This is a genomic window from Pseudonocardia sp. C8, from assembly GCF_014267175.1.
Lineage (GTDB): Bacteria > Actinomycetota > Actinomycetes > Mycobacteriales > Pseudonocardiaceae > Pseudonocardia.
This window is the reverse complement of record NZ_JACMTR010000002.1, coordinates 3,748,549-3,763,988: the sequence shown is the minus strand read 5'-3', so window position 1 is coordinate 3,763,988 and position 15,440 is coordinate 3,748,549. Positions and strand designations below refer to the sequence as shown.

Sequence of the window (15,440 nt, the reverse complement as noted above, 5' to 3'; positions counted from 1 at the left end):
CCGGGATGGACCAGACTGCGAGTCGTCATGCACTCACCGTCACGCGCCTACCTGGTCTGGTCCGCCGGTCTGCTCGCCTACGTGGTGGCGGTGCTGCAGCGCAGCTCGTTCGGCGTCGCCGGGCTGGACGCGGCCGACCGGTTCGGCGCGTCCCCGACCGTGCTCGGTGGCTTCCTGGTCCTGCAGCTGCTGGTCTACGCCGCGCTGCAGATCCCGGTGGGGCTGCTGCTGGACCGGTTCGGTGCCCGGACGATGGTGCTGGCCGGGGCGGTGACGATGACGGCCGCGCAGATCCTGGTGGCGCTGGCGACCGCGCTGCCGCTGGCGATCGCGGCCCGGGTGCTGGTCGGCATCGGGGACGCGCTGACCTTCATCTCGGTGCTGTCGGTGGTGTCGGTGTGGTTCCCGGCCCGCCGGGTGCCGCTGATGACGCAGCTGACCGCCTTGCTCGGCCAGTTCGGGCAGGTGCTGTCCGCGGTGCCGCTCGCGACCCTGCTGCACGGCTACGGCTGGACGACGGCGTTCCTCGCCGCCGCCGCTGCCGGCGCGGTCGCCGGGATCGCGGTGCTCGCGGTGTTCCGGGACCGGCCACCGGGGACGCCCGCTCCCACCACGGTGGCGAGCCCGCGCGAGGTCCTCGACGGCCTGAAGGGCGCGTGGCGGCACCCGGGTACCCGGCTCGGGTTGTGGTCGCACGCCGGGACGCAGTTCTCCGGCCTGGTCTTCGCCCTGTTGTGGGGCGTGCCGTACCTGGTCGCGGGCCAGGGGATGAGCCCGTCCGGCGCGTCGGTGATGCTCACCGTGCTGGTGCTGGCCGGCGGCGTGGTCGGGCCGGTGTTCGGCGAGTTCACCGCCCGGCACCCGCTGCGCCGGTCCTGGTTGGTGCTGTTCGTGATCGCGGCGACCGCGCTGATGTGGACCGTCGTGCTGCTGGTGCCCCCGCCGGTGCCGCTGTGGCTGCTGGTGCTGCTGGTCCTGGTGCTCGCCGCGAACGGCCCGTGCTCGGCGGTCGGCTTCGACTTCGCCCGCACGTTCAACCCGGAGCACCGGCGCGGGACCGCGGTCGGCATCGTCAACGTCGGCGGGTTCACAGCGTCGCTGCTCACGACGCTGCTCGTCGGCGCGGTCCTCGGGGCCGCGGGCGGGTACACCCCGGACGCGTTCCGGACGGCCTGGCTGGTGCAGTTCCCGATCTGGGCGGTGACCACGGTCGGGGTGGTCGTGGCCCGGCGCAAGGCCCGCCGGGTGATGGCGCAGGAGGGCGTCGTCGTCCCGCCGCTGCGGGAGGTGCTGCGCCGGTCCCGGCAGCGGCGGCGCGACGGGTCCTGATCCGGGTCAGCCGCGGCTCACTCGGCCAGCAGCCGGTAGAGCGCCTTGCGGGCCTCGGCCAGCGCCTCGGTCGCCGCGGCGACCTGCTCGGCCGTGCCCGCCGCGGCGACCTGCTGGGCGGCGGCGAGCAGCTTCGACAGCTCCTCGCCGAGCACGTCGGCCGGGTCGTCGGAGGAGGCGGCGCCCTCCTCGGAGAACGGGGCCCAGACCGCGTCGAGCGCGGCACGGTTCTCCGCGACGTGCCGGGTGCCCTCCTCGGTCAGGTGGACGACGCGGCGGCCCTCGGTCTGCTCGGACCGGACGAGGCCCTCGTCCTCGAGCTGGGACAGCATCGGATACACCGAGCCGGGGCTCGGCTTCCACTGCCCTCCGGAGCGGGTGGTGATCTCCTGGATGATCTCGTAGCCGTGCCGCGGCCCGTCGGCGAGGACGGCGAGCACCGCCGTCCGGACGTCGCCGCGGGCGGTCCGGCGGCCGCGCCGCCCGCGCCCGCCCGGCCCGAAGCCCGGGCCGAACCCGCCGGGCCCGAACGGGCCCCCCGGGCCGAACGGGCCGCCCGGCCCGAAGCCGCGACCGAACGGGCCGCCGGGCCCGAACCCGCGTCCGCGACCGTGCGGGCCTCGGTGCGGCCGGTGCCCGCGATGCGGGCCGTGTTCCTCGTTGCTCTCGTCGTGCATGTCTGCCTCCTCGGGGCCGCAGGGGCCGGGGTGTGCCGGCCGGGCGAACGGCGGGCGCCGGTGTCCGTGCCCCCGGCGCCCGGCGGGCGGGCCCCAGGGCATGTCTCGCGGAATCATGATGGGTCTCCTCGTCCTCGTGAGCCTTCCCTTCGATCGGCTCGCGTGTCATCACGATATATCGTGAAGTGTCGCCGTAGCAACGAGATATGTCTGAGAATCTGCTGAGCGGTGTCCCGTTCGGCGGTGGCCGTTCCGACGCCGATGACGTTGACTGATCCGCAGGTCCGGGAGGGTGCCCGGCCGGGCGAGAGGAGGACGCGTGGGGCGGCACGAGCGGAACGGTGAGGGCGTCGACGACTCCGCGGAGGAGCTTGACCTGACCTCCGTGTCGGCGGCCGAGCTGCGCGACCGGCTGGCGGCACTCTCCGACGGCCGGGACGCGCGCGTGGTCGGCGCGGCGGTGGAGCTGCGGAGGAGCCTGGACCGGCTCGGTGCGGGGATCGCGCAGCGGCGGACCGCGCTGGTCGGACGGGCGGGGGAGATCGCCCGCGCCGCGGCGCCGTTCGCCGGTGGCGCGGTGGCGGCCGGGGTCGGGGCGCTGCTGGTCGTGCGGCGGACGCGCCGGCCGGGGCCCGCCTGACCGCACGGGTGCTCCGGGCGGTCGCGGCGCTCCACTAACCTGAACGCCCGCGTGGGAGGAGAGTGATGGCGGCGCGCAGGCGCTCGGGTGAACCGGACATGGTCGACAGGATCCTGGAGCAGTGGGCCCGCCACGACCCGGAGCTCGACCCGTCGGCCATGGCCGTGTTCGGCCGCCTGCACCGCAGCTTCCTGCGCTACCAGGCCCAGCTCGCACCGGTCTTCGAGGCGCACGGCATCTCGATGGCGGCCTTCGACGTCCTGGCGGCGCTGCGGCGCTCCGGCGAGCCCTACCGGCAGACGATGCGTGACCTCGGTGGGGTCACGCTCGTCACCGCCGGCGGGCTCACCCAGCGCGTGGACCGGCTGGAGGCGGCCGGCCTGGTGCGCCGCGAGCGGGACGGCGCCGACGGCCGCGTTGTGCACGTGCAGCTGACCCCGGCCGGCCTGGAGCTGATCGACCGGGTCTCGCGGGCGCACTTCGCGAACGAGAAGGAGATGCTCGCCGGGCTCGGCGAGGCCGAGCAGCGCCAGCTCGCCCGGCTGCTGCGCAAGCTGGAACGGTCGCTCGACGACGCGGCGACCCGCTCCGGCGAGTAGCTCAGCGGGGCGCCGCCCACGGGATCGGGTCCTCGGCCAGGCTCCAGTAGACGCTCTTGGTGGTGCTGTAGGTCCGCAGGCCGAGCCGTCCCTTCTCCACGCCCAGGCCGGAGTCCTTCACCCCGCCGAACGGGGTGGAGATGCTGAACTGCTTGTGCGTGTTGACCCAGACCGTGCCCGCGCGGACCCGGCGCGCGATCCGCCAGGCCCTGCGGTGGTCGGCCGTCCAGATCCCGCAGGCCAGGCCGTACGCGGTGTCGTCGGCCTGCCGGACCAGGTCGTCCTCGTCGTCGTAGGGCAGCACGACGGCGACCGGTCCGAACACCTCCTCCCGGCAGATCTCCCAGGCGGGCTCGACCCGGTCGAGGACGGTCGGCAGGTAGTAGGCGCCGCCGGCGAGCGCGGGGTCGTCCGGGATCCGGCCGCCGGTGACGACCCGGGCCCCGGCGGCGACGGCGCGGTCGACCATGGCGGCGACCCGGTCGCGGTGGTCGTGGTGGACGAGCGGGCCGACCTGGGTGCGGGGGTCGGTGCCGGGCCCGACCCGGAGCCGGCGGGTCGCGTCGGCGAGCCGGGCGACGAGCTCGTCGTGCCGGTCGCGCGGGACGAAGATCCGGGAACCGGCGACGCAGCTCTGGCCGCTCGAGGAGAAGATCCCGTAGAGGGTGCCGGCGACCGCGTGGTCGAGGTCCGCGTCCGGGCAGATGATCGCCGGTGACTTGCCGCCGAGCTCCAGCGACACCGGGATCAGCCGCCGGCCCGCGATCTCCGCGATCCGCCGCCCGGTGGCCGTGCCGCCGGTGAACGAGACGATCCCGACGTCGTCGTGCCGGACCAGGGCCTCGCCGGCCTCGGCGCCGCTGCCGGGGAGCACGGACACCAGGGCGGGTGGCAGCCCCTCGTCGAGGAGCGCGCGGTGCACGATCCGGCCGGCGGCCAGTGACACCAGCGGCGCCCACGGGGCGGGTTTGAGCAGCACGGCGTTGCCGGCCGCGAGCGCGGGCGCGATCTTCTGGGCGTCGCTGGCGATCGGGGAGTTCCACGGGGTGATCGCGGCGACGACGCCGACCGGCTCGTGGACGGTCATCGCGAGGTGTTCCCCGCGCGGGGTCGGGAGCTCGCCATCGGCCGTCTCGCAGGCCGCGGCCAGGTAGCGGTAGGTGCCGGCGGCGCTCGCGGCGAGCGCCCGGGTCTCGGCCAGCGTCTTGCCGGTGTCGAGGGTCTGGAGCCGGGCCAGCTCCTCGGCGGCCCCGTCGATCCCGTCGGCGATCCGGTGCAGCAGCCGGGCCCGCCGGTGCGGCAGCAGGTCGCGCCAGGCCGGGGCGTCGGCGGCCGCATGGGCGGCCCGTGCGGCGGCGTCGACGTCGGACGCCGACGCGCCGCGCAGGGTGGTGATCGTGCAGCCCGTCGCGGGGTCGGTGCAGGTGATCTCCGGGCCGGCTCCGGGGCGCCACTCGCCGGCGACGAGGAGCTCGTCTGCCGGGATCTGCGCGGGCGGGGCGAGGGGCTCAACGGCGGTGGTCGTCACCTGGCGCAGTGTGCCTGATCGTTTAGCGATGAACAATCTCGACGCTCTGACCAGCAGTGATTGGGTCGACACGGAAAGAATCGTGCCCGGAAGGCTTGTGGTGTGGCGTGGGTCGCTGCTATCAATCTCCTCGTCCGATGGTTTAGGGCTAAGAGAAACGAGGTTCCCGATGAGCGCTCCCGCCCGCACCGACCTGGAGCAGCTGATCGACAGCTGCATCGCAGGTGCCGCCTCGCGGCACGAGGACTGGGACACGCTGGGTTTCCAGGCCGCCGCGGCCGGTGACCAGTTCCGCCGGGCCCAGATCCGCTACATCGGATCCGGCGCCACCGGCAACCACGAGACCGACAACCGGATCCTGCCGGCCGAGCACTTCACGTTCTCGAACATGCGGCTCCCGGCCGGCGCGATCGGCCCCGAGCACACCCACCACGACGTCGAGGAGGTCTTCTACGTCCTGGAGGGCGAGCTCGAGGTCACCGTGCACGACGTCGAGGACGGCACCCGCACCGCCAGCCGGGTCCTCGGCTACCGCGACCTGATCCGCGTCCCGGCCGGCGTCCCGCGCAGCCTGCGCAACATCGGCGACACCGACGCGCTGTTCTGCGTGGTCATCGGCTCGCCGAAGCCGCAGCTGCCGACCTACCCCCCGACCTCGCCGATGCACGGCGTCCGCCGCTGAGCCACGCCGGACCGGAGCCGAGGAGGACACCGATGTCCGAGACCCGCACGCTGCGCGTCGAGCGGCTGACCCGCCTCTCCGACGACGTCGTCGAGGTGCGCCTGGCCGACCCGGCCGGCGGCGAGCTCCCGGGCTGGGAGCCCGGCGCGCACCTCACGCTCGACCTGCCGGTCGGGCTGACCCGCCAGTACTCGCTGTGCGGCCCGCCCACCGACCGCACCGGGTGGACGGTCGCCGTGCACCGGGCCCCGGACAGCCGCGGAGGCAGCGCGTACGTGCACGACGGCGTGCGGATCGGCGCCCTCCTCCCCGTCGGCGGCCCGCACCAGGACTTCCCGCTCGAGGCCGGGGCGGAGAACCTGCTCGTCGCCGGCGGGATCGGCATCACCCCGATCCTGGCCATGGCCCGCGCGCTCGCCGCCGCGGGCGCGGACTGGTCGCTGCTCTACTGCGGCCGCACCCGGTCCGCGCTGGCCTACCTCGACGAGCTGGCCGCGCTCGACCCGGACGGATCCCGGGTCCGGGTGCACCTCGACGACGAGGCGGGCGGCCCCGCCGACCTGGCTGCCGTCCTGGCCGGGCGGCCCTGGGCCACGGTGCACTGCTGCGGCCCCACCTCGATGATCGACGCCGTACTGGAGCTCGCGCCCGACCCCGGCCGGGTCCACGTCGAGCGGTTCCGGGCACCGGAGGTCGCGCCCAGCGCCACCGCGGACACCGGGTTCGACGTGCACTGCGCCGCCAGCGACGTGCGGGTGCGGGTGGAGCCGGGCTGCAGCGTGCTGGCCGCACTCGGCGGTGCCGGGATCTCCGTGCCGTCCTCCTGCGAGGAGGGCATCTGCGGCACCTGCGAGGTCAAGGTCCTCGCGGGCGAGCCCGAGCACCGCGACCTCGTGCTCACCGACGACGAGCGCGCGGCCGGCGGATCGATGTTCGTCTGCGTCTCCCGCTGCCGCGGCCCCGAGCTCGTTCTCGACCTCTGACCCCGACCGACCCACCACCGGAGGCGACCGTGTCGCACCTGCAGATCCACCAGTCCCGCAGCCGCCCGCCGACGAGCTACGAGAGCACGTTCGCGGCCGAGCTCGAGCGGGTCTACGCCACCGGCGCCGCCGATCCCGCCGCGCTCGCGGCCGGGCTCAACACCGGCGGTACCCGCCCGCCGGACGGCGGGGACTGGACCGCCGAGTCGGTCGTCGCCGAGCTTGCCCGGCTCGGCGCCGACGGCGCCGCCCCGCCCGCGCCGCTGGCGCTGGACCCGGCCGGCGAGCGGGCCGGCCGGCCGGGCACGGCCGCCGAGCTGCTGGCCCGCGGCCTGCCCGACCAGTGGTACGCGCTGTGCCCGTCGGCGGCCGTGCCGTCCGGCGAGCTGGTCCGGCTGCACCGGGCCGGGATCGACCTGCTGCTGTGGCGCGACGGCGCCGGCACCGTGCACGTCCAGCGCGACCGCTGCCCGCACCGCAACGCCCCGCTGTCCCGCGGCGTGCACCTCGGCGACCGGGTGGCCTGCAACTACCACGGCGTCCAGGTCGACGCCGGCGGCACCGTCGTGTCCGTACCGGGCAGCCCCGGCTGCGCGCTGGAGGGCCGCCGAGCGGTCACCACGTTCCCGGCCCAGGAACGGGCGGGCGCGGTGTTCGCCTGGATCACCGAGGACGGCACCCCGCCGGCCCCGCTGGCGCTGCCCGAGCAGATCGCCGCGCCGGACTGGTCGAGCTTCCTCTGCTACGTCGAGTGGGACGCGCCGTACGCACTGTCGCTGGACAACCTCATGGACCCGATGCACGGCGCGTTCCTGCACCGCGAGTCGCACTCGATGTTCGGCGGCAAGCGCGAGGCCGTGTTCCAGGTCCGCGACACCGCGACCGGCTTCGTGTTCGAGAAGACCGACCAGAAGGCCGTCAACTTCGACTGGTCGGAGTGGATCGACGACGGCTTCCAGGCCGTCCGCCTCGACATCCCCTACCCGCCGTCGGCCGGCCCCGGTGGCCCGTTCGCGATCATCGCGATGGTCACGCCGATCTCGGCCGGCCGGCACGCCGCGTTCTTCTGGCGCTGCCGCAAGGTGCAGGGCTGGCAGCGGGACTCCTGGCGGTTCCTCTACCGGACCCTGCTCGAGGAGCGGCACTGGGCCGTGCTGGAGCAGGACCGCGTGATGCTCGAGGACATGCCCGAGGACGCCACCGTCCGCGAAGGCCTCTACCAGCACGACATCGCCCTGGTGCGGGTCCGGCGGCTGCTGCGCAACCGGGCCGAACGGTACCTGCGCGAGCACCGGGAACCCGCCCCGCCGGCCACCGGCTCCCGCCCGGCCGCGACCGCGGGAGCGGCCCGGTGACCGCCCCGGCGGAGGGCCCCGTGGTCCGGCTGCGCGCGCTGCGCTCCGCGTCGCTGCGCACGACGGCGCTGCGCGACGCCGCGGACTTCTACTCTGAGGTCTGGGGGCTGGAGACCACCGACACCGACACCGGCGCCGTGTGGCTGCGCGGAACCGGACCCGAGCACCACATCCTGCAGCTGGTCGACGACGAGGCCAACGGCCTCGACAAGATCGCGTTCGCGGTCGCGACCCCGGCCGAGATCGACGCGGCAGCCCGCGAGCTGGAGCGCCGCGGAGTCCCGGTCGTGGCCGGGCCGGGCCCGCTGGACCAGGCCGGCGGCGGCTACGGGCTGCGCCTGGTCGACCCGGAGGGCCGACTGGTCGAGCTGTCCTGCGACACCTACGCCGTGGTGCCCGGCGACCCGGAGGGCCGCGCGGCCCGGCCGCGCAAGCTCGCCCACGTCGTGCTCAACACCGTCGACATCGACGCCGCCTGCGCGTTCTACACCTCGGTGCTCGGCATGCGGATCTCCGACTGGTCCGAGCACCAGATGGCGTTCCTGCGCTGCAACTCCGACCACCACGTGATCGCGTTCAACCAGGCCGCCTGGACCTCGATCAACCACGTGGCCTACGAGATGGGCTCGATCGACCACTTCATGCGCGGCATCGGGCGGCTGCGGCACCACCAGATGCTGCCGCTGTGGGGGCCGGGCCGGCACGGGCCCGGCAACAACACCTTCTCCTACTTCGCCGACCCGGCCGGGCTGGTGTGCGAGTACACCTCCGAGGTCGACCAGGTCACCGAGGACGCCTGGCTGTGCCGGGTGTGGCGGCGCACCCCGGAGCTGTCCGACCTGTGGGGCACGGCCGGGCCGCCGTCGGCGGACGTCCGCGCGCACATGGCCGGTGAACCCGATCCCGGGTACTTCGCCCGCCGCCGCGGCGCGGAGGTGCACTCGTGAAGGTCGCGGTCCTCGGCTGCGGGGCGATCGGCGAGGTCGTGGCCCGCGCGCTCGCCGGCGGCGCGGTGCCCGGCGCCGACCTGATCGGCGTCGTGCACCGCGACCCGGCAGACCCGCCCGGCCTGCCGGTGATCGACACCGCGGCCGCGGTGCGCGGGGCAGACCTGGTCGTCGAGTGCGCCGGGCACGCCGCGCTGGCCGCGACCGCGCCGGAGGTGATCGCCGCGGGCGGTGACCTGCTGGTGGTGTCGATCGGCGCGCTCACCGACGACGACCTGCTCGCCGCCCTGTCGGCCGGGCCGGGCCGGGTGCACCTGTGCACCGGCGCGATCGGCGGGCTCGACGTGCTGCGGGCGGCCGCGCTGATGGACGGCGGCCCGGAGCGGGTCACGGTGACCACCACCAAGGCCGCCTCCGCGTTGCTGCCGGACCGGCCCGCCCCGGACGGCCCGGTCGAGCTGTTCCGCGGCACGGCCCGCGAGGTGGCCGCCCGCTTCCCGCGCTCCACGAACGTCGTCGCCGCGGTCGCGCTGGCCACCGGCCGGTGGGACGTCGTCGAGGCCGCCGTCGTCGCGGACCCGGCGGCGACCTTGACCCGGCACGTGATCGAGGCGACCGGCCCGTCCGGCGACTACCGGATCGAGATCGCCAACCGGCCCTCGGAACGCACCCCGACCACCAGCGCGATCACCCCGTACGCGGTGCTGCGTGCGGTCGGTGACCTCGCAGGCGCCCCGGCGGTGCTCCGGTGACCGGCGGGTACCCGGTCGCCGTGCGCGCCGCCGGGTCCGGGGACACCGTGCTGCTCCTGCACGGCATCGGGGGAGCGGCCGAGTCGTTCCGGCCCCAGCTCGACGGCGGGCTGGCCGGCACCTACCGGCTGCTCGCCTGGGACGCCCCCGGCTACGGCGACTCGCCCGACCCGCCTCCCGGCACGCCCCCGGAGACGGTCATGGACCGGCTCGCCGACGCCGCGCTGGCCGTGCTCGACGGCACCCCGGCGCACGTCGTCGGCGTCTCCTGGGGCGGGGTGGTGGCGACCCGGATGGCGCTGCGCCGCCCGGACCTGCTGCGCAGCCTGGTGCTGGCCGACTCCACCCGCGGTTCCGGCCGCACCCCCGAGGGCCGGGCCGGGATGGCCCGCCGTGTCGAGGAGCTCGCCGAGCTCGGCGCCGGGGAGTTCGCCGCGCGCCGGGCCGGGCGCCTGGTCGCACCGGACGCCCCCGCACCGGTCCGCGCCCGGGTGGAGGCGATCATGGCCGGGGTCCGGCCCGCCGGGTACGCGCTGGCCGCGGCCTCGATGGCGGCCACCGACCACTCCGCCGACCTGGCCCGGATCGGCGTGCCCACGCTGGTCGTGGTCGGCGAGCACGACGTGGTCACCGGTGTCGAGGAGGCCCGGGCGCTGGCCGCGGCGATCCCCGGGGCCGGGTTCGCGCTCGTCCCCGGCGCCGGGCACGCCGCGAACCAGGAGCAGCCGGCCGAGTTCGACCGGATCGTCGGCGGGTTCCTCGCCGGCGTGCGGACCGGGGTGTCCCGGTGAGCGCGGCGTTCGGGGACCTGGCCGGCCGGGTCGTGGTCGTCACCGGGGGCGGGCGCGGGCTCGGCCTGGCGATCTCCCACGAGCTGGTCCGCGCCGGGGCCCGGATCGTGCTGGCCGAGCGGAACCCGGACACGGCCGCGTCCGCCACCGCCGAGCTCACCGCAGCCGGAGGGACCGTGCACCGGCACGACACCGACGTCGCCGACGAGACCTCGGTGGCCGCGCTGGCCGCCGCCGTCGACGGGCTCGGCGGCGCCTGGGGTCTGGTGAACAACGCCGCCCTGGCCGACGGCGTCGGCGGGAAGCACTTCGCCGACCTGCCGGCCGACGACTTCGACCGGGTGCTGCGGGTCAACGTCCGCGGACCCTGGCTGGTCGCCCGCGCGCTCTACCCGGGCATGCGGGCCGCCGGCGCCGGGCGGATCGTGCACATCGCCTCCGACGTCGCCTTCTACGGGCCCCCGCGGCTGCTGCACTACGTGACCTCGAAGAACGCCGTGGTCGGCATGACCAGGGCGATGGCCCGCGACGCCGGCCCGGACGGGATCACGGTCAACGCGGTCGCGCCCGGCATCACCGAGACCGAGGCGACCCGCAGCATCCCCGCGGAACGCCACGAGCTGTTCCGGCTGAACCGGGCACTCACCCGCACCCAGCAGCCCGACGACGTCACCGGCGCCGTCCGGTTCCTGCTCTCCGACTCCGCCGCCTACGTCACCGGGCAGACGCTGCTGGTCGACGGCGGCTTCGTCTGCCGCTGAAGGACGCTGAAGGGAACACCATGGATCTCGGGCTGAAGGGCCGCACGGTCGTCGTCACCGGGGCGAGTTCCGGTGTCGGGCTCGCCGTCGCGGGCCTGCTGCGGGCCGAGGGCGCCCACGTGGCGGCCTGCGCTCGCGACGCCGACCGGCTCCGCGCCGCGCTCGACCCGCTGCCCGGCCCCGGCCGGGTGTTCGCCGCCGCGGCGGACGTCCGCGACCCGGCCGCGGTCGAGGAGTTCGTGACCGAGGCAGCCGGGGACCTCGGCGGCATCGACGGGATCGTCGCCAACGCCGGGCGCTCGCTGATGTCGCGGGTGCTGGAGACCACCGACGACCAGTGGGACGAGGAGGTCCGGCTCAAGCTGGCCGGCGTCCTGAACCCGGTGCGCGCGGCCCTGCCCTGGCTGCGCCGCAGCGACGCCGGCGCGGTCGTCGCGGTCAACGCGATCCTGGCCCGCCAGCCCGAGCCGCGCCTGGCCGCGACCTCGGCGGCCCGGGCCGCGCTGCTCAACCTGGCCACCACGCTGTCCACCGAGCTCGCCCCGGACGGCATCCGGGTCAACTCGGTCTGCCTCGGCCTGATCGACACCGGCCAGTGGCGGCGCCGGTACGCCGAATCCGGCTCCGCGCAGGACTTCGACACCTGGGCCGGCGCGCTCGCCGCCGACCGCGGCGTCGCGCTCGGGCGGCTCGGCACCGCCGACGAGGTCGCCTTCCCGATCGTCTCGCTGCTCTCACCGCGCAGCTCCTACGTCACCGGCGCGACGCTCGACGTCGGCGGCGGCGTCGCCCGCTACGTCTGACCGGCCCGAACCGACCGCCCACCACGGAGGAACCATGGCCCGCCCGAACGGCGGCGACCTGCTCGTCGCCCTGCTACGTGACCACGGCGTGACCCGCGCCTTCGGTGTCGTCAGCGTGCACAACCTGCCGCTCGTCGAGGCGCTCGACGCGGCGGGGATGTTCGTCCCGGTGCGGCACGAGGCCGCCGCCGTCAACGCCGCCGACGGCTACGCCCGGGCCTCCGGCGGCCTCGGAGTCGCCGTCACCAGCACCGGCACCGGTGCCGGGAACGCGGCCGGGGCGCTGATCGAGGCGCTCGCCGCCGGCAGCCGCGTCCTGCACGTCACCGGCCAGATCGACAGCGAGTACCTCGGCCAGGGCCGCGGCGTGATCCACGAGACGCCCGACCAGGCCGGCATGCTCCGCGCGGTCTCGGCCCACGCGGCCACGATCCGGACGCCCGCCGCGGCCGGGCCGGCGCTGCGCGACGCCGCCGCCCGCGCGCTCACCCCGCCGCAGGGCCCGGTCAGCGTCGAATGGCCGATCGACCTGCAGTACGCCGCGCAGGCCGGCGCGCCCGCGACCCCGGTCCCGCCCGGGCGCCCCGCGGCACCGGACCCGGCCGCGCTGGACGCGGCGGCCGAGTTGGTGCGCTCCGCCCGCCGTCCACTGGTCTGGGCCGGTGGCGGCGCCCGCGCGGCCGGCCCGCAGCTGCGGGAGCTGGTCGAGCGGCTCGGCGCGCCGCTGCTGACCAGCAACGCCGGCCGCGGCGCCGTGCCGGAGACGCACGAGCTCGTCGTCGGGAACTACGGGACCGCACCTTCCGCCCGCGAGCTCGTCATCGACGCCGACCTGCTGATCGGCATCGGCTCGCACTTCCGGTCCAACGAGACCGCCCAGTTCTCGCTGCTGCTGCCCGCACGGTCGGTGCAGATCGACGTCGACCCGCGCGCGATCGGCCGCAGCTACCCGGCCACGGCCGGGGTGGTCGGTGACGCCGCCGAGGTGCTCACCGGGCTGCTCGACCGGACCGGTGACCACACGGCCGAACCGGGCTGGGCCGACCGGGCCCGCGAGACCCGGGCCGCCGTCCGGGCCGCGCACCGTGCCGCGGTCGCCCCCTACGACGTCGTCTGCGACGCGGTGCGCGAGCGGCTGCCCGCGCGGTCGGTGATCGCCCGCGACGTGACCGTGCCGTCCAGCACCTGGGGGAACCGGCTGCTGCCAGTGCTCGACCCGGCGACGAACGTGTTCCCGCTCGGCGGCGGGATCGGGCAGGGCCTGGCAATGGGCCTCGGCGCCGCCGAGGCCCGGCCGGACGTCCCCACGCTGGTGATGGCCGGCGACGGCGGCCTGTCCGTGCACCTCGGCGAGATCGCCACGCTCGCCCAGCAGCGGCCCTGGCTGGTGCTGGTCGTGTTCAACGACGGCGGCTACGGCGTGCTGCGTTCCATGCAGGAGGCCACCGGCAGCCGGCGGGCCGGGGTCGATCTGTACACCCCGGACTTCGGCACCCTGGCCCGGTCGGTCGGGCTGGAGCACCGGCTGGTGACCGACGCCCCCGCGTTCGACGAGGCGCTGGCCAAGGCGCTCGCCGAGCACGCGCCGTCGATCGTCGAGGTCGACCTCACCGCGATCGGGCCGATGGCGGTGCCGTTCGTGCCACCGGTGCACGTGCCCGACGGTGGTGACGACCGGTGAGCGAGCACCACCACGCGCACGGGCCGGCCAACCGCGGCCGCGTCGTGCACACCACGTCGGCCCCGCTGTTCGTCACCGGAGACGAGCGGGCCCCCGGTGGCGCCGTCGTGATCGTGCACGGCGAGCCGGGCATCGACGCCGAGCTGGAGGCCCGCGCACGCGCCACCGCGGCGGGCGGGTCGCTCGTCGTCGTGCCCTACCTGTACTTCCGCGACGGTGGACCCGACTACCCGCACCCCGACCGCGCCGCGGCCGCGTACGCGGGCCTCGACCCGGCCGACGTCGACGCCGACGTCGACGGCGCGGTCGACCACCTCACGGGCCGGCTCGGGATCGTGCCCGCCGCGATCCGGCTGGCCGGGGCCGGTGCCGGGATGCCGGCCGCGGCCCGCGCCGCCGACCGGCTCGGCCTGCCCGGGCCGGACCTCGTCGACGGGCACCACCACCTGACACCCCGGTGACACAACCCCGACAGACACGCCACAGAGACACGGCACAGTGACAAGGACGCCACAGTGACAAGGACGCCACGATGACCTCTGCACGGCACTCGACCGGAGCCGCCCACTCGCTGATGGCGCGGCTCGAACGGATCCCGCACTCCCGCTGGCACGTGAAGGTCCGGCTGATCATCGGTGTGGTCACCTTCTTCGAGGCCTTCGACCAGCTGCTCGTCGCCTACACGCTGCCCCCGATCCGCGCGGAGTGGGGGCTCGGCCCCGGCCAGATGACCCTCGCCGTCACCGCCGGCTCGGTCGGCATGCTGGTCGGTGCCCTGATGTCCGGGTGGGCCGCCGACACCCTCGGCCGGGTCCGGACGATCCGGATCGCCCTCGCGCTCACCGTCCTCGCCAGCATCGGGCTGTTCTTCAGCCCATCGTTCGCGGCATTCGTGCTGCTGCGGTTCGTGCAGGGCCTCGGCATCGGCGGTGAGGTCCCGGTGGCCGCCGCCTACATCGGCGAGCTGGCCCGGGCCCACGGCCGCGGCCGGTTCGTGCTGCTCTACGAGCTCGTGTTCCCGGCCGGCACGCTGTTCGCGGCGCTGCTGGCGACCTGGATGGTCCCGACCCTGGGGTGGCGGTCGATCTACCTCGTCGGTGCGCTGCCGATCGTGATGCTGGTGCTGATCAAGCGGCACGTTCCGGAGTCCCCGCGCTGGCTCGCCGCCCGCGGCCGGTACGCCGAGGCCGAGACCGAGCTGGACCGGATCGAGACCGCGGTGGAACGCTCCACCGGCCGCGACCTGCCCGCGGCCGCCGAGACGGTCACCGTGCAGGACGCACCGCCGGCGGGGGACCGGGTCCGCGAGCTGGTCGCGGGCCGCTACCGCGGGCGGCTGCTGCTGGTCTGCGGGCTCTGGTTCACCGCGTTCTTCGTCAACTACGGCCTGACCTCCTGGCTGCCCACGATCTACACCGGCAGCTACAAGCTCCCGCTCGACCAGGCGCTGCAGCTGTCCCTGCTGGCGACCGCGGCCGGCTTCCTCGGCTGCGTGCTGGCCGCGCTGGGCGTGGACCGGATCGGCCGGCGGGCCGTCCTCGGGCTCGGCATGGCGCTCACGGCGGGGACGCTGATCGTGCTGGCCGCGCTCGGCGCGTCCGGGGTGGCCCAGGTCGCGGCGCTCACCACGATCGCGGCCCTGTGCAGCTTCGCCTCCAACATCACGCTGTACCTGTACTCGCCGGAGCTGTTCCCGACCCGTTCCCGGGCGCTGGGCACCAGCATCGGGGCCGCGTTCAACCGGGTCGGTGTCATCCTCGGGCCGATCGTGGTCGCCGGGGCGGTCACCGCGGGCAGCATCGCGACCGCGTTCGCGCTGCTCGGCGGGGTCGCCGCGCTCGGGGCGCTCATCGTGCTGTTCGGGCCGGAGACCCGCAACCGGCAGCTGGAGGAGGTCTCTCCCTGAGCGGAC

16 protein-coding genes are annotated in these 15,440 nt (G+C 75.5%); 14 read left to right on the top strand and 2 right to left on the bottom strand.

The window, feature by feature from the left end:
- The first annotated feature begins 27 nt into the window (after positions 1 to 27).
- Complete coding sequence (locus tag H7X46_RS17955; protein ID WP_186360499.1) at positions 28 to 1,329, top strand: nitrate/nitrite transporter; 1,302 nt, start codon at positions 28 to 30, stop codon at positions 1,327 to 1,329.
- 17 nt (positions 1,330 to 1,346) lie between these two features.
- Here the strand turns inward: H7X46_RS17955 and H7X46_RS17950 are convergent, their stop codons facing one another.
- Positions 1,347 to 2,006 carry a PadR family transcriptional regulator gene (locus H7X46_RS17950; protein WP_222131354.1) on the bottom strand — a complete coding sequence of 220 codons (660 nt, stop codon included), beginning with the start codon at positions 2,004 to 2,006 and terminating at the stop codon, positions 1,347 to 1,349.
- Between the two features lie 319 nt (positions 2,007 to 2,325).
- On the opposite strand from H7X46_RS17950, the gene H7X46_RS17945 reads away from it, so the two are divergent.
- Positions 2,326 to 2,646 carry a hypothetical protein gene (locus H7X46_RS17945; RefSeq protein ID WP_186360497.1) on the top strand — a complete coding sequence of 107 codons (321 nt, stop codon included), beginning with the start codon at positions 2,326 to 2,328 and terminating at the stop codon, positions 2,644 to 2,646.
- A 98-nt stretch (positions 2,647 to 2,744) separates the two neighbouring features.
- Positions 2,745 to 3,245 carry a MarR family winged helix-turn-helix transcriptional regulator gene (locus H7X46_RS17940; RefSeq protein WP_255426159.1) on the top strand — a complete coding sequence of 167 codons (501 nt, stop codon included), beginning with the start codon at positions 2,745 to 2,747 and terminating at the stop codon, positions 3,243 to 3,245.
- A gap of 1 nt (position 3,246) precedes the next feature.
- Here H7X46_RS17940 and H7X46_RS17935 read toward each other — a convergent pair whose 3' ends face one another.
- Positions 3,247 to 4,773 (bottom strand): aldehyde dehydrogenase family protein, encoded by a 1,527-nt coding sequence (locus tag H7X46_RS17935; RefSeq protein ID WP_370588834.1) that lies wholly within the window; start codon positions 4,771 to 4,773, stop codon positions 3,247 to 3,249.
- A gap of 169 nt (positions 4,774 to 4,942) precedes the next feature.
- Between H7X46_RS17935 and H7X46_RS17930 the strand changes: the two genes are divergently transcribed.
- The 11 genes from H7X46_RS17930 to H7X46_RS17880 all read left to right on the top strand — a co-directional run bounded on the left by H7X46_RS17930 (position 4,943) and on the right by H7X46_RS17880 (position 15,434).
- Entirely contained in the window at positions 4,943 to 5,455 is a 513-nt protein-coding gene (locus tag H7X46_RS17930) for a cupin domain-containing protein (protein ID WP_186360494.1), read from the top strand.
- A gap of 32 nt (positions 5,456 to 5,487) precedes the next feature.
- The gene (locus tag H7X46_RS17925; RefSeq protein ID WP_186360493.1) at positions 5,488 to 6,438 is read left to right on the top strand and encodes a PDR/VanB family oxidoreductase; all 951 of its coding nucleotides are present in this window, start codon (positions 5,488 to 5,490) and stop codon (positions 6,436 to 6,438) included.
- 29 nt (positions 6,439 to 6,467) lie between these two features.
- Positions 6,468 to 7,793, top strand: a complete 1,326-nt coding sequence (locus tag H7X46_RS17920) for a recombinase-like helix-turn-helix domain-containing protein (protein ID WP_370588833.1) — start codon at positions 6,468 to 6,470, stop codon at positions 7,791 to 7,793.
- The gene (locus H7X46_RS17915; RefSeq protein WP_186360492.1) at positions 7,790 to 8,740 is read left to right on the top strand and encodes a VOC family protein; all 951 of its coding nucleotides are present in this window, start codon (positions 7,790 to 7,792) and stop codon (positions 8,738 to 8,740) included. Before H7X46_RS17920 ends, H7X46_RS17915 begins: the two co-directional genes overlap by 4 nt.
- Positions 8,737 to 9,492, top strand: coding sequence for an aspartate dehydrogenase domain-containing protein (locus tag H7X46_RS30775; RefSeq protein ID WP_186360491.1), 756 nt, complete (start codon positions 8,737 to 8,739; stop codon positions 9,490 to 9,492). Before H7X46_RS17915 ends, H7X46_RS30775 begins: the two co-directional genes overlap by 4 nt.
- Positions 9,489 to 10,283, top strand: coding sequence for an alpha/beta fold hydrolase (locus H7X46_RS17905; RefSeq protein WP_186360490.1), 795 nt, complete (start codon positions 9,489 to 9,491; stop codon positions 10,281 to 10,283). Before H7X46_RS30775 ends, H7X46_RS17905 begins: the two co-directional genes overlap by 4 nt.
- Positions 10,280 to 11,044 carry an SDR family oxidoreductase gene (locus tag H7X46_RS17900; RefSeq protein ID WP_370588832.1) on the top strand — a complete coding sequence of 255 codons (765 nt, stop codon included), beginning with the start codon at positions 10,280 to 10,282 and terminating at the stop codon, positions 11,042 to 11,044. The genes H7X46_RS17905 and H7X46_RS17900 overlap by 4 nt, the downstream gene beginning before the upstream one ends.
- A gap of 20 nt (positions 11,045 to 11,064) precedes the next feature.
- A complete protein-coding gene (locus tag H7X46_RS17895; RefSeq protein WP_186360489.1) occupies positions 11,065 to 11,847 on the top strand; it encodes an SDR family oxidoreductase in 783 nt (260 codons plus the stop codon).
- A 34-nt stretch (positions 11,848 to 11,881) separates the two neighbouring features.
- Positions 11,882 to 13,528 (top strand): thiamine pyrophosphate-binding protein, encoded by a 1,647-nt coding sequence (locus H7X46_RS17890; protein WP_186360488.1) that lies wholly within the window; start codon positions 11,882 to 11,884, stop codon positions 13,526 to 13,528.
- The gene (locus H7X46_RS17885; RefSeq protein ID WP_186360487.1) at positions 13,525 to 13,989 is read left to right on the top strand and encodes a hypothetical protein; all 465 of its coding nucleotides are present in this window, start codon (positions 13,525 to 13,527) and stop codon (positions 13,987 to 13,989) included. Before H7X46_RS17890 ends, H7X46_RS17885 begins: the two co-directional genes overlap by 4 nt.
- A 71-nt stretch (positions 13,990 to 14,060) precedes the next feature.
- Positions 14,061 to 15,434 (top strand): MFS transporter, encoded by a 1,374-nt coding sequence (locus H7X46_RS17880; RefSeq protein WP_186360486.1) that lies wholly within the window; start codon positions 14,061 to 14,063, stop codon positions 15,432 to 15,434.
- Positions 15,435 to 15,440: the final 6 nt, after the last annotated feature.

Bases quoted from the DNA above. Each gene is read 5' to 3' on its own strand.
- H7X46_RS17940 (WP_255426159.1), top strand. From the start codon at position 2,745: ATGGTCGACAGGATCCTGGAGCAGTGGGCCCGCCACGACCCGGAGCTC.
- H7X46_RS17895 (WP_186360489.1), top strand. From the start codon at position 11,065: ATGGATCTCGGGCTGAAGGGCCGCACGGTCGTCGTCACCGGGGCGAGT.
- H7X46_RS17955 (WP_186360499.1), top strand. From the start codon at position 28: ATGCACTCACCGTCACGCGCCTACCTGGTCTGGTCCGCCGGTCTGCTC.
- H7X46_RS17950 (WP_222131354.1), bottom strand. From the start codon at position 2,006: ATGCACGACGAGAGCAACGAGGAACACGGCCCGCATCGCGGGCACCGG.
- H7X46_RS17930 (WP_186360494.1), top strand. From the start codon at position 4,943: ATGAGCGCTCCCGCCCGCACCGACCTGGAGCAGCTGATCGACAGCTGC.
- H7X46_RS17890 (WP_186360488.1), top strand. From the start codon at position 11,882: ATGGCCCGCCCGAACGGCGGCGACCTGCTCGTCGCCCTGCTACGTGAC.
- H7X46_RS17925 (WP_186360493.1), top strand. From the start codon at position 5,488: ATGTCCGAGACCCGCACGCTGCGCGTCGAGCGGCTGACCCGCCTCTCC.
- H7X46_RS17880 (WP_186360486.1), top strand. From the start codon at position 14,061: ATGACCTCTGCACGGCACTCGACCGGAGCCGCCCACTCGCTGATGGCG.